At 64.2% G+C, this 13,282-nt stretch carries 11 protein-coding genes; 6 read left to right on the top strand and 5 right to left on the bottom strand.

All coding sequences use genetic code 11. The features are described from left to right. Positions 1-68 precede the first annotated feature (68 nt). Positions 69-2,837 (bottom strand): type IIG restriction enzyme/methyltransferase, encoded by a 2,769-nt coding sequence (locus tag L0U83_RS12560; RefSeq protein ID WP_233883050.1) that lies wholly within the window; start codon positions 2,835-2,837, stop codon positions 69-71. Positions 2,838-3,094: 257 nt separating this feature from the next. Between L0U83_RS12560 and L0U83_RS12555 the strand changes: the two genes are divergently transcribed. Continuing rightward, positions 3,095-4,243, top strand: coding sequence for a methyltransferase (locus L0U83_RS12555; protein ID WP_233883049.1), 1,149 nt, complete (start codon positions 3,095-3,097; stop codon positions 4,241-4,243). Positions 4,244-4,369: 126 nt separating this feature from the next. Here the strand turns inward: L0U83_RS12555 and L0U83_RS12550 are convergent, their stop codons facing one another. Continuing rightward, a complete protein-coding gene (locus L0U83_RS12550) occupies positions 4,370-4,690 on the bottom strand; it encodes a type II toxin-antitoxin system HicA family toxin (RefSeq protein ID WP_233883048.1) in 321 nt (106 codons plus the stop codon). A 373-nt stretch (positions 4,691-5,063) separates the two neighbouring features. Between L0U83_RS12550 and L0U83_RS12545 the strand changes: the two genes are divergently transcribed. After that, on the top strand, positions 5,064-5,927 hold the full coding sequence (locus L0U83_RS12545) for a class I SAM-dependent methyltransferase (protein ID WP_233883047.1): 864 nt from the start codon (positions 5,064-5,066) through the stop codon (positions 5,925-5,927). Positions 5,928-5,946: 19 nt separating this feature from the next. On the opposite strand, the gene L0U83_RS12540 is transcribed toward L0U83_RS12545, so the two are convergent. Next, positions 5,947-6,516, bottom strand: a complete 570-nt coding sequence (locus L0U83_RS12540; RefSeq protein WP_233883046.1) for a DUF1415 domain-containing protein — start codon at positions 6,514-6,516, stop codon at positions 5,947-5,949. A gap of 19 nt (positions 6,517-6,535) precedes the next feature. After that, positions 6,536-7,177 carry a TetR/AcrR family transcriptional regulator gene (locus tag L0U83_RS12535; RefSeq protein ID WP_233883045.1) on the bottom strand — a complete coding sequence of 214 codons (642 nt, stop codon included), beginning with the start codon at positions 7,175-7,177 and terminating at the stop codon, positions 6,536-6,538. 175 nt (positions 7,178-7,352) lie between these two features. Here L0U83_RS12535 and L0U83_RS12530 point away from each other — a divergent pair, with 175 nt between their 5' ends. The 3 genes from L0U83_RS12530 (at position 7,353) to L0U83_RS12520 (ending at position 10,860) form a co-directional block, all read left to right on the top strand. Further along, on the top strand, positions 7,353-8,636 hold the full coding sequence (locus L0U83_RS12530; RefSeq protein WP_233883043.1) for an MFS transporter: 1,284 nt from the start codon (positions 7,353-7,355) through the stop codon (positions 8,634-8,636). 163 nt (positions 8,637-8,799) lie between these two features. Next, a complete protein-coding gene (locus L0U83_RS12525; protein WP_233883041.1) occupies positions 8,800-9,402 on the top strand; it encodes a nitroreductase family protein in 603 nt (200 codons plus the stop codon). 198 nt (positions 9,403-9,600) lie between these two features. Continuing rightward, positions 9,601-10,860 (top strand): Hsp70 family protein, encoded by a 1,260-nt coding sequence (locus L0U83_RS12520; protein ID WP_233883039.1) that lies wholly within the window; start codon positions 9,601-9,603, stop codon positions 10,858-10,860. A gap of 166 nt (positions 10,861-11,026) precedes the next feature. Here the strand turns inward: L0U83_RS12520 and L0U83_RS12515 are convergent, their stop codons facing one another. Beyond that, complete coding sequence (locus tag L0U83_RS12515) at positions 11,027-11,230, bottom strand: cold-shock protein (protein WP_027797379.1); 204 nt, start codon at positions 11,228-11,230, stop codon at positions 11,027-11,029. Positions 11,231-11,663: 433 nt separating this feature from the next. Between L0U83_RS12515 and L0U83_RS12510 the strand changes: the two genes are divergently transcribed. Further along, the gene (locus tag L0U83_RS12510; RefSeq protein WP_233883037.1) at positions 11,664-13,259 is read left to right on the top strand and encodes an APC family permease; all 1,596 of its coding nucleotides are present in this window, start codon (positions 11,664-11,666) and stop codon (positions 13,257-13,259) included. Positions 13,260-13,282 lie beyond the last annotated feature (23 nt).

Genomic DNA, 13,282 nt, shown 5'->3' with positions numbered 1-13,282 from the left:
ATGTCTGCTCTGCTTGAGGATGAGCAAGACTAGCCGACTCGCCGTGACGCCGTCGCGCCGCTGCCCGGTCAGCTTGCTTCGCGTGCAATCGGGGAGGCGCGGCCTTCCACGAGTTCGATTTCCCGCGCCGACAGGCCAAATGACGCATAGAGGCGACGATCTATCTCGCGCGCAATGTCTTCCGCTTCCGGGCCGCCGCATCCGGACTGGTGAGCGCGCAGCAACCGGGTCACGCAGTCGGCGATCTCGCCACGCACCGAAGCGCCGCCTGGCACGGGCAAGGCGTCGATCATCGCTCTCGTGAACGCCACGCCGCCGTTGTAGCTCGACGAACCGTACTTCGCGCGGATCAGGAAAACCGAGAGCGGGCAGTTGAGGAGCGCCGCCGCGAACTTCAGCAGGTCTTCGTCGTCCGAGCGCAGGATCAGCGTGGTCTTGCCGGGGATGGTGTCGCCAGCGAGATCGAGTGTCGCGTCGAGCCGTGTGAGCCCTTTCACGATCACCTTTTTCGCCGGGGCTTTCGCGCCGTAGCCGTTCGCGAACGTCGAAGCGAAGCGCTCGCGATCGACCACGGGTGCGTCGTAGCGTCGCCCGAGATAGGTCATCGGCTTGCTGCCCCAGCGCGAGACGTAGCGGCCGAGCGTGCCGGTATTCACCACGCGGTAGTGACGGACTGCGAGGCGATGCTCTTCGGCCTCTTCGACGAGGGGCGCGAGCCGGTAGGCATCCGACGTCGCGCACGCGTTTTCGCAGGGCAGCAGGTCGCCGAGCGTGGGGTGCGCGCGCCCGATCCGCTGCACGAACGCGGCGTGTGGCGAGAGCAGTGCGTCGAGCGGCCAGGGCGCCTCTAGCGTACGTTTGTCGGTTTGCGCCAGCTCGCAGAGCGTATCACCCTCGATGCGCGCGGTCGTGACGGCGGGCGTGCCCGACTCGCGAAAGACCGTGATGATCGAATCCACACGCGCCTGTTCGAATACGTCGCGCCCGAGCCCGACGATGCGTTCGATTTTGTCCAGATGCCGTGCGCGCAGCGCGTTGCCGAAGGGCTTCGAGAGCCACTTGTCGGGCGTGAGATACGCCATCGCGCCGCCTGGCCTGAGGAGCGCGAGGCCTAGCTCCATGAACACGATGTACAGGTCCCAGTTGCCCCTCGCGCTCGGCCACCGCTGCGCTAGCCGCTTGCGCAGCGCGCGGTGGCCCTGGTTAACCATGCGCTCGGAGTCGATATAGGGCGGGTTCGCAATGACGGCGTCGAAGCGCTCGAAGTTGCCTTCGTCGGTGAGGAGGTCGGCGAACTCGATGCGCCATTCGAACGCCGTGGCTTCCTCGGGCGGCGTTCCCGCCTGGTTGTTCGCGAGCGCGTCGTGCAACGCGTCGCGCAGTTGGGCGAATCGAGTCGCTTCTGCGCGTCTTGCGGCGGGAGTGTTTGTCGCCCGCAGTCTTGCTGCGTTCGCGCGATAGTTCGCCACTCGCTTCGCGTTGTCGCGAATGGGCACATCGAAGTCGAAACGGCTGAGCGTCGCGTTGCCTTGTTTGAGGTTGGTCTCGAGGTTCGGCAGCGAAGCGGTGAAATCCGCGTGTTCGAGCAGTTCGATCCACAGCCGCAAGCGTGCCATGCCGACCGAATCTGCACTGATATCGACGCCGAATAGCGAGTGCTCAACGATGTCTCGTTTGACGCGAAAGAGCGTTGCTTCAATCTTGCGGATGGCTTCGCCATCGCGCTCGCGTGTGAACGGCTCGCCATTCGCGCGCGTGACGCAAAGCCGGTCCGCAGTGACGTCGATGCGGCAAGCGCTGAGGGTTTCGCGCTCGCGCGCGGTCAGCAAGCCAAGGCGCACTTTTAGCGCGATCAACTCGTTGAGCGCTGAAACGAGCAGATGCCCCGAGCCCACGGCAGGATCACAGATACGCAGCGAGTCCAGCATCGCCCGAGCTTCGTCGCGGTCTTCGATCAATTCGGATAGCTGATCGATGCTCGTGCAGCGCCAGCCCTTGGCGCGATTCAAGCGATTCAGTGCCGCATGCGTCACGGCGGGACGGGCGAGTTGCATCGCGACGCTGCCTGGTGTGTACCAGGCGCCATCGCGGTAGCCGTTGAGCTTTTCGAAGACGAGCCCGAGCGCCCATGCGTCGAGGCAACGCCGGTTCGCCGCGGCTGGCGCTTGCGCGACCAAACCGGCGGAGAAGTCGAACGCGGCGAGAAAATCGAGCAGATACGCAAGCACGTGCCGCTCGCCGCTCGCATCGGTGAGCACGGTCGCTGAGAAAAGCGGTAGCGTGGCGCGCTCGTCGAGCGCACTCATGCCGAGCAGGCTTCGGTCCAGGTCTTGCGGCCCGAAAAGCGAACCGTCGAAGCGGGGGAGATGAGCGAAGCGAGCCGGTGGCGCGACTTCATCGACGCCTAACACGGCGTCGCACAGTGCGTCGAGTTCGCTGAACGAGCGGATGTGGCGCGCGTTCAGAAACGCGTAGGGCGAATCGCCGCCATGGAGCGTCAGCAGACGCGTTTCGAGCACCTTGAGAAAAAACAGGCGGCTGATCCACGCGATGCAAAGCCGCAGCGCGAGTTCGAAATGGTCGGCGTCCGGCTGCTCGCTTGTGCTCTTTAGCTCGCGGGCCGCGAGACGCGCTAGCGCGAGTTCGATCAGTGCGCCGCGCAATCGCGCGTGCGGCGCGAGTCGCGCGACGGTACGCGCTGCGCCGGAAACGCTCTCCCGCAGCCCGACGATATGCAGCAGTTCGGCGTAAAAATCTTCGTCGAGGCCACCCCCGGCGCTGGCGCGGCGCGTGCGCGGTTTGCGCGCGCGGCGTGTCTGCTGGATGGTTTCTGGCATGGTCTCGTGCGGGTCAGCGCGGCCTGGCGAGGCGCGGTCGGCGCACATTTTACTGCCGCTCGCGTGCGTTTCGTCCTACGCCGTTTGGCCGAGTCGACGCGCCCGCCCGTCTGAGCGATCATCCCTGCAAAGGCGTTGCGGCGGAATGTGCCGCGCTGCTCTGCTATATGATGGCGCCGCGTGAGGCGCCTCGCGGCGTCAACCCGCGGGCCAGGAACGAATCTGCGAACCGGCCCGCCGCATCGAATATCCGACCTATGACCGAACATCCCACTCTCACCTGGCCCGACACCGAAGGCCCGCGCACGGTGCGCTGGCGCTCCGAGGCTGGTGTGCCGGCGCCCAAACGCGTGGTCCTGGCCGACGATCGCACGACCGCGGATACTGCGTACCGTCTCGCCTGCGAAGGCACCGCGCTGCTGTGGCGCGGCGACTATCAAAACGCGCGTCAGCTGCTGCTCGCGATGGCGCGCCGCGCGGAACGCAAGCCCCGCAAGGGTGCGCTTGCCAAAGCGCCTGCTTCACCCCTCGAAGCGTTCCATCTGCATCGCCAGGCGCAGGCACAGCGCGCCCGCACGCTCGCCATGGTGCTGATTCCGCTCGAAGGCGATTACGGCATCAACCTGCGCCGCGCGCCCGACGTGCGGCTTGCGTGCGAAGAGGCGTGGGGCGAGCCCGATGGCGAAGCTTCTGCAGTGTCGTTGCGTGAAATTCTCGGTCTCGTTGGCGCGCACGAATGGCGCAAGAAGGGCGTCGAGATCGCGGCGCTGAACGGGGCGCGCATTCATCCGTACTACGGTGTGTTCTCGCCGGTGCGCGGCGAATACGTCGATCTCGTTGCGCGCACGGCGCTGCCGTCGCTCGAAAAGGCCTTCGATATCGGCACGGGCACGGGCGTGCTTGCCGCCGTGCTTGCCTCGCGCGGTGTGAAGCGCGTGGTCGCGACCGATCAGGACGCCCGCGCGCTGGCCTGCGCGCACGAGAACCTTGAGCGCCTTGGCTATGCCGCGCAGGTCGACGTCGTCGAGGCAGATCTGTTCCCGCCGGGTCGTGCGCCGCTCGTCGTCTGCAATCCGCCGTGGGTGCCGGCGCGTCCCGCGTCGCCTATCGAATACGCCGTGTTCGATCCGGAGAGCCGCATGCTGCGCGGCTTTCTCGGCGGTCTCAAGGATCATCTCGAGCCGGGCGGCGAGGGATGGTTGATCCTGTCCGACTTCGCGGAGCACCTCGGGCTGCGCACGCGCGAATCGCTCGTCGAAATGATCGTGCAGGCCGGACTCGAAGTGGTGGGCCGAGAGGACATTCGTCCGCGGCACCCGAAAGCCTCGGATCCCAGCGATCCGCTCTATCGTGCGCGCGCGGCCGAGCTGACTTCGCTGTGGCGCCTCAAGGCGCGCGCGGAGTGAGTGGGCGGCGGGGAAAAGCGTTGGCAAAAAAGAAGTGTGCGGGCCGCAAACGGCCCGTTTCGATGTTGAACATCGGCGTCGGCGGCGTAGCCGCCGCGCCTCGTGTGCGTCCAGGTCACATCGGCTTCACCCTGGATAGGCCTCGTCGACCTTGAGGCCTGCCAGCTTGAAAATCACGCGCAGCGTTTGCGGCTTGATATCGCGGCGCGACGCCAGCGCCGACATCACGAAATCGAGCACTTTCGCGTACTTCAGCAGAATCAGGCAAGTCTCGAGATCCGAAGGGCCATCGCGCATGCTTTCCGCGACCCGCAGCATCTCCACGGAGATGTCGCGCGCCATTTCCAGCTCCAGTTGCTGCTTTTCCGTCCAGTCGGGAACCGTGATGAGTTTCGTAAGCAGTTCCTGGAATTTTTGCTCTGCGTTTCCGTCAGGTATCGTATTCATTGCATGCCCCATGCAAGGCCGAACAGCGTCGTGCGCTCCTCGCGCAGCGAGGACTGCGCCAGCCTGATTCATCGCAACCGGCACTGCCGGTGCGACCTCCCAATGCGCGCCTGTCGATCCGTTGCCGGCCGGTCGCGCTACGTTTTGGTCCTTTTTGGGCATCGGGGACGAAAATCCTCGTGTCTCTTCTACTCAACCCCTCCCTCCTGTCCGCACGTGGGTCCTCGTGCATGGACGCTATTACGACACTCGCTGCTCTTATGGGTTCGGCAGCCTGAACTAGCTTTTTTCGTAAAATGACAGAAATACGGCAGCCCTTCTGTCGCCTGTCGCACGTATCGCGACATACCTCGCCTTTCATCTGACCACGCCGATGTCCAGCAAGACTTACGAAGTCCGTCCGAACCAGTCTGTCGAACTCCTCAAAGAGCTCCACATCCTGACGCGCGACGGCAAAATGAACCAGGACAGCCGCCGCAAGCTGAAGCAGGTCTATCACCTGTTCCAGTTCATCGAGCCGCTGCTCAAGGACCTCAAACAGGATGGCCGCGACGTGACCCTCGTCGATCACGGTGCGGGCAAGTCCTATCTGGGCTTTATTCTCTACGACCTGTTCTTCAAGGATCAGCGCGACAGGTCACACATTTATGGCATTGAAACGCGCGACGATCTCGTGGAGCACTCGCAGGAGCTGGCTAAACGGCTGGGCTTTGGCGGGATGTCGTTCCTGAACCTTTCGGTCGCCGATTCGATCACGTCGCCGCAACTGCCTGCGACCGTCGACATCGTGACGGCACTGCATGCCTGCGACACCGCCACCGACGACGCCCTGCGCTTCGCACTGAAGAAGCACGCGCGCTACATCGTGGTCGTGCCGTGTTGCCAGGCCGAGGTGGCGGGCGTGCTGCGCCGCAATAAGGGCAAGTCGCTCGGGCAGGCGCTCACGGAAATCTGGCGCCATCCGCTGCATACGCGCGAATTCGGGAGCCAGATCACCAACGTGCTGCGCTGCCTGCAACTCGAAGCGCACGGCTATCAAGTAAGCGTGACGGAACTGGTGGGCTGGGAACATTCGATGAAGAACGAACTCATCATCGCCCAGTACAAGGATTTGCCGCGTCGCCGTCCGGCGGCGCGGCTGGGCGAGATTCTCGACACCTTCGGGCTGGCGGACCTGCGCGAGCGCTTTTTCGCCGACGAGGGCGAAGCGGCCTCAGAGGCGGCAACCGAAAGTTGAGCGTGTGCGCAGCGCGACGTCAGTCGCGCTTGCTCATCCAGTCGCGCCAACCTTCGAAGCCGAGCTTGCGCAGCGTTTCCTGGTTGCGTTCGTAGATGTCGGCGGCGTCGGGGAATGCCTCGACCGCGCGCTCGATGCTCGCCTCCCGCAGCAGATGCAGGATCGGATACGGCGCGCGGTTCGTATAGTTCTCGATGTCGTCGGGCCCGGTGCCCTCGAACTGGTATTGCGGGTGAAAGCTCGCGACCTGCAGCGTGCCTTCCAGCCGCAACTGCTGCACGAGGCGCTCGGCAAACCAGGTTGCGTCGTTGAAATCGGCGAAGTCGGCGAGCGCGTGAGGCAGGATCAGGAGTGTCGTGTCGATCTGCGCGGCGTCTGCTTGAGCGAGCGTTTGCAATTCGCGCTCGAGATCGGTGAGGACACCTTCCAGATCGCTCGCCTCGCTGATCACGTAGCGAATCTGGTTCTTCACATGCACGCTCTTTGCGAACGGGCAGAGGTTCAGGCCAATCACGGCGCGCGTAAGCCAGTGGCGGGTCGCTTCGAGAATGGCGGCGTGGTCGGGGGACAGAGCAGCAGTTTCGTTCATCGTGTCATTTTACGGGCGGCTAGCGCTGGGGACATGCCGCCTCGATCAGCAGCTTTGCCATGCGCGGCGCCGCGAGAATCGCGCCGGAGCCGGGGCCGTAGGTCTGGCTTGCGGCATAGACGCCTTCGACGAGCAGCGCGAGTTCCTCCGCAAGCGCAACCGGATCGTTGGCGCCTGCTTCCTGCGCGAGCGCGGTGAGCCGCGCCATGAGCTTCGTCTTGTTGCTGTCGACACTACGCCGCGCGGGATGCGTGGCGTCGGGAAATTCGGTCGCGACGTTCACGAACGGGCAGCCGCGATAGTCCGGCGCCGAGGCGCGGCGCGCGAGGTCCTCGAAATACTGCAGCAACTGCTTCGCAGGCTCGCCTGGATGCTTCGCGAGACTTTCGTCGAAGCGCTCGAAAAAGCGCACGTCGCAGCGCTGCAGGTAGGCGACGACGAGATCGTCCTTCGACGAAAACTGCCGGTACAGGCTCATCTTGTTGACGCCGGCACGCTCGACCACCGCCTCGATGCCGACCGCGCGCACGCCCTCGCGGTAGAAAAGCTCGTCGGCGGCGCGCAGCAGGTGCTCATGGGCGCGCGCCCCGGCCGTCTGCGCACGGGGGCGGGCCGGGCGTGCAGAGGTGGTAGACGCTGCGTCGTGGCCTTCGTGTTTCATGAGGGCATCTCGCGATCAAGGTGATTGCTTGACATGTTACCGAGTGGTAACTACTATCGCAACACACTTGTGACCGATCGGTAACAATCGAGCGATGGCGAATCGTCGCAGCTAGCGGTCATATCAACGAAAACATCGGCGTGTCGAAGCCAGGCACGTCGTGACAGGAGCGCGAATGAACTGGGCAGCGAGGCGAATAGCTGGGAGTTTCCACTACGGGTGGCTCGTCGTGGCAGTGGTGTTTCTGGTGCTGCTGGCGGCGGCCGGCACGCGCGCGACGCCGAGCGTGATGATGGTCCCGCTCGAGCATCAGTTCGGCTGGAGCCGCGCGACGATCTCGCTTGCCATCTCGGTGAACATCGCACTCTATGGGCTGATGGGGCCGTTCGCGGCGGCGGCCATGCAGCGCTTCGGCGTGCGGCCCACGCTGCTCGCGGCGCTCGGCACGATGGCGGCGGGCGTGGCGCTTTCCGCGCTGATGACGCATCCGTGGCAGATGATCCTGATCTGGGGCGTGATGGTGGGCGGCGCCACGGGCGTCGCGGCGCTTTCGCTCTCGGCCACTGTCGTCACGCGGTGGTTCAGCTCGCACCGCGGGCTTGCCATGGGCATCCTCACAGCGAGTTCGGCCACGGGCCAGCTCGTGTTCCTGCCGCTCCTCGCGGCGATCGTGGAGAAGCACGGCTGGCAGTCGGTGGTGCTCGTGGTCGCGGTGGCCGCCGCCGCGGTGCTGCCCCTCGTGCTGTTCCTGCTCCCCGAGCGGCCCGCGAGCGTGAATCTGCGTCCGTTCGGCGAGGATGAGAGCACGCCCGTCGCGCCGCCCGCGCCGCATCAGAATCCGCTGAAGATCGCGTTCGACGCGCTCTTCTCGGCGAGCCGCACGCGCGACTTCTGGCTGCTCTTCTTCAGCTTCTTCATTTGCGGTGCGAGCACGAACGGCTATGTGGGCACGCACCTCATTGCCATGTGCGGCGACTACGGCATGACCGAAGTGCAGGGCGCCTCGCTGCTCGCCACGATGGGCATTTTCGACCTGTTTGGCACGACGCTTTCGGGCTGGCTCTCGGACCGCTTCAACAGCCGCGTGCTGCTGTTCTGGTACTACGGGCTGCGCGGACTTTCGTTGATCTATCTGCCGCACGCGTTCGGCATCGACTTCTTCGGGTTGCCGATTTTCGCGGTGTTCTACGGGCTCGACTGGATCGCGACCGTGCCGCCTACGGTACGCCTTGCCACCGACGTCTTCGGCAAAGAGCGCGCGCCGATCGTGTTCGGCTGGGTCGTGGCGGGGCATCAGCTTGGCGCGGCATTCGCGGCGCTCGGCGCGGGCTTGTTGCGCGCGAGCCTCGGCACCTACACGGTGGCGTCGATGATTTCGGGCGGCCTGTGTCTCGTGGCGTCGTTCCTCGTGCTGCGCATCAACCGCGGGCCGCGCACCGTGGGTGTGCAGCCAGCCTGACGACGCGCTCGCGCACCGCGACTTCAAAGCGCCGGTTCGCACTTCGGCGCACCCGACGGGCGACGCATGAGCGTCGCCCCTTGCGTTTGAGCGTATTTCACGCGGTGCGGTTATTCTAGTGACCCCCGGGCACGCCGCCCGCCACCCCAAGGACACACAAGGCATGACGAAGCACAAACCCGCACCGACAGCCGTGCCCATTCACGAACTCATCGCCGGCCGCTGGAGCCCGCGCGCCTATTCGAGCGAGCCGGTGAGCCGCGAGGCGCTGCACGCAGTGATCGAGGCGGCGCGCTGGGCGCCCTCGGGCTACAACCTGCAGCCGTGGCGCTTTATCGTGTTCGACCGTAGCGCCGACGAAATCGCGTTCAAGCGCGCGTTCGCGACGCTCGTGCCGTTCAACCAGCAGTGGAACGCGCCAGCGTCGGTGCTGATCGCTGTGACGGCGCATACGCTCAACGCGAAGGGTGAAGTGAATCGCACGGCGCAATATGATGCGGGCGCGGCGGCGATGTCGCTCGTGCTCCAGGCGCATGCGCTGGGTCTCGCCGCGCACCAGATGAGCGGTTTCGACGTGCAGGCGTTCCGCAAGGAATTCGCGCTCCCGAACGACGTGGAGCCGCTGTCGATGATCTCGATCGGCCACTACGGCGAAGCCGAGAAGCTGGAGCCTGTGCTGCGCGATCGCGAAAAGGCGGAGCGCACGCGTTCGGCGATGGGCGAGATCGCCTACGCGAACGCCTGGAAGCAGCCGTTCAAGGGGTGAACCGAGGGTAGCCCAGTACCCATGCGGGCTGCGGGCTTTTCCTCCTGAGCGAAAACGCGCGGCATGGCCCGCGCGTTTTTTTCTTGCGGGGCCGCATCGTGGGCCTGCGGTTGCTCCGCGCCGCGCTTTCGTGCTACAAAGCCGATCCCCCCGACCTTTCCTCACTTGCGCGCGCATACGCTGCGGCGCGCTCTTGCCATGACCAGCTTCTGCGCGATTGACTTCGGAACCTCCAATTCGGCGGTGGCGCTCCCGGCAGCGGCCGACGGCGCGATGCGCCTCGCGCCGGTGGAAGGCGCGCACACCACCTTGCCCACGGCGGTGTTCTTCAACGTCGACGAACACACCCGCGAATTCGGGCGTGCGGCGCTTGCGTCCTATATCGACGGCTTCGACGGCCGGCTGATGCGCTCAATGAAGAGCATCCTCGGCTCTCCGCTCGCCGAAAGCACGACCGACCTCGGCGACGGCAGCGCGATGCCCTATACCGAGATCATTACGATCTTTCTGGAGCACCTGAAGCGCAGCGCCGAGCGTTGCTCGGGTGCGGCCATCACGCGCGCTGTGCTGGGTCGCCCCGTCTTCTTCGTCGACGAAGACCCGCGCGCCGACCAGCTTGCCCAGGACCAGCTCGAAGCGGCGGCGCGCCGCGTGGGCTTTCGCGAGATCGAGTTCCAGTACGAGCCGATCGCGGCGGCGTTCGACTACGAGTCGCGCCTCGCGCAAGAAGGGCTCGTGCTCGTGGCCGACATCGGTGGGGGTACGTCGGACTTCTCGCTCGTGCGTGTGGGGCCGGGCCGCATGACGCGGCTCGAGCGCAAGGACGACGTGCTCGCGCACCACGGCGTGCATGTGGCGGGCACTGACTTCGACCGCCGCGTCGAACTCGCGACCATCCTGCGCGAACTGGGATACCAGTCGCTCGACCCCGAAGGGCGCGAAGTGCCGAACCGCATCTATTTCGATCTGGCGACCTGGCACCTCATCAACACGATCTACACGCCCAAGCGCGCGACCGAGCTGAAGCTCATGCGCCATCTGTACCCCGACACGCGCCATCACGACCGGTTGATGCGCGTGGTCGACGAGCGCCTGGGGCACGCGCTCACCGCGCGCGCGGAGGAGGCGAAGATCGGTGTTTCGGCGGGCGGCGAGACGATGATCGACCTCGAAGCGGTCGAAGCGGACCTGCGCCTCGCGTTCGGCGACGCGCAACTCGTCGAGGCGGGCCGCGAGGAGACGCGGCGCATCGTGCAGGCCGCGCGTGAAACGGTGCAGGCGGCGGGTGTCGCGCCAGGGCAGGTGAGCGCGCTTTACTTCACGGGCGGCTCGACCGGCCTCTTGTTTCTGACGCAGGCGCTGGCGGAGGCGTTTCCGCAGTCGCAGGCCGTGTTCGGCGACCGTCTTGCCAGCGTGGCAACCGGCCTTGGCATTCACGCACAGCGCCTTTTCGGCTGAACGCGCGGGGTGCCTAAACCCCGTTGAATTACCTGGAAAACGCAGACGACAAAAAACCCCACCTTCGAGAAGAAGAGTGGGGTTTTTCGGTAAGCTTGCTAGTCAGGATCTCCGCAAAAGCGGCGTTCAGATCCTGGAAGCCGTAGCAAACCAATAAGCGCAGTACTTAGACCGGCTTGATGTTGGCAGCTTGCTTGCCCTTCGGGCCCGTGCGGACTTCGAATTGAACCTTTTGGTTCTCTTGCAGCGTCTTGAAGCCGTCAACCTTGATTTCCGAGAAGTGCGCGAACAGATCTTCGCCGCCGCCGTCCGGAGTGATGAAGCCAAAGCCCTTTGCGTCATTGAACCACTTGACGGTACCGGTTTCCATATTACTTTCCTAAAAATGAATGAAGGCCGAAGCCCGAGAGGTGCACGAAAATCAAGGAAGGGGTATGGGACCAGCCGGAGTACCGTTGATGGGCGAACTACGAAAGACCAATTCACACTCGCCGCTTGAAATCCTGCCCGAACTTTATACGGCTAAATGCCACGAAGGTCAACTAGGTCCCCGGGAAAGTACGTATTTTTTTGCTACAGGGTCGAAACCAACCCTTACAAAGCTTGATAAGCAAATGACTTTTTTGTATTAGGCGGTCGTTTTTGGCGCCCTTCTGTGGTGCAACCGGTTAAACTACGCGCCGCGCGGAAGTTGCGCCTACAGGCGCAATCTTTTGTGTGGAGGTACGACAACCGCAGGAAACCCGCCCGCAAAACAGACGGGATAAACGCGATGTCGAGCTGCTCTTGAAACAGGAGAAGACGTGAAAAGTTCTATTCAACGGAACATCGGCCCGTTCGCGCTGATGTTTACCGGCCTCGGATCGATCATCGGTTCCGGCTGGCTGTTCGGCGCGTGGAAGGCGGCGAAAATTGCAGGTCCGGCGGCGGTCTGCGCCTGGATCATCGGCGCCGTGGTCATTCTGGCCATCGCGCTCACCTACGCTGAACTCGGTGCGATGTTCCCGGAGTCGGGCGGTATGGTCCGTTACGCCCGCTATTCGCACGGCGCACTGGTGGGCTTCATCAGTGCGTGGGCCAACTGGATCGCCATTGTCTCGGTGATCCCGATCGAAGCCGAAGCCTCGATCCAGTACATGAGCACCTGGCCCTATGAGTGGGCGCACGCGCTCTTCGTCGACGGGTCACTGACACATTCAGGGCTCGGCCTCTCGGCGATTCTCGTGATCATCTACTTCATGCTCAACTATTGGGGTGTGAAGCTGTTCGCGCGTGCGAACAGCGCGATCACGATCTTCAAGTTCATCATCCCGGGCTTGACGATCATCGGCCTGATGGCGGGAAGTTTCCACCACGAGAATTTTGGCCAAACGACGACCTTCGCGCCGTATGGCTGGTCGGCGGTGTTCACGGCGGTTGCCACGAGCGGCATCGTGTTCGCGTTCAATGGCTTCCAGAGCCCGATCAACCTCGCTGGCGAAGCGCGCAATCCGGCCAAGAGCGTGCCGTTCGCGGTCATTGGCTCGATTCTCTGCGCGCTCGTGATCTACGTGCTGCTGCAGATCGCCTATATCGGCGCGGTCAATCCGGCTGACGTCGCGAAGGGCTGGAACACGTTCAACTTCAAGTCGCCGTTCGCGGAACTCGCGATCGCACTGAACCTGAACTGGCTCGCGATCCTGCTCTACGTCGACGCGTTCGTGAGCCCGAGCGGCACCGGTACGACCTACATGGCGACGACCTCGCGCATGATCTACGCGATGGAGCGCAACAACACGATGCCGAAGATGTTCGGCAACGTGCACCCGTTCTACGGCGTGCCGCGTAACGCGATGTGGTTCAACCTGCTCGTCTCGTTCATCTTCATGTTCTTCTTCCGCGGCTGGAGTTCGCTCGCGGCGGTGATCTCGGTGGCGACGGTGATTTCGTACCTGACCGGCCCGATCAGCCTGATGGCGCTCAAGCGCGCCGCCTCGGACATCGAGCGCCCGCTGAGCGTGCCGTTCATGAAAGTGATCGCGCCGTTCGCGTTCGTCTGCGCGTCGATGATCCTGTACTGGGCGAAGTGGCCGCTGACCGGCGAAATCATTCTGCTGATGGTCGTCGCGCTGCCGGTGTACTTCTACTTCCAGCGCAAGCAAGGCTTCGACGGCTGGGGCCAGGATCTGAAGGCCGCATGGTGGCTGTGCGCATACCTGCCGATCATGGCGCTCCTCTCGCTGCTCGGCAGCAAGCAGTTCGGCGGCAGCGGTCTGCTGCCCTACGGCTGGGACATGCTGGTCGTCGCGCTGATCTCGCTCGTGTTCTATTACTGGGGCGTGAATTCGGGCTATCGCTCGCCTTACCTTGCGGAACGCCAGGAGCACGACGAAGTCCTCGAAGGCATCGGCGCGCACTAAGTCTCAGACTTAGCGTCGCACAA

The organism is Paraburkholderia flagellata, assembly GCF_021390645.1.
Lineage (GTDB): Bacteria > Pseudomonadota > Gammaproteobacteria > Burkholderiales > Burkholderiaceae > Paraburkholderia > Paraburkholderia flagellata.
This window is presented reverse-complemented; position numbering and strand designations above follow the sequence as displayed.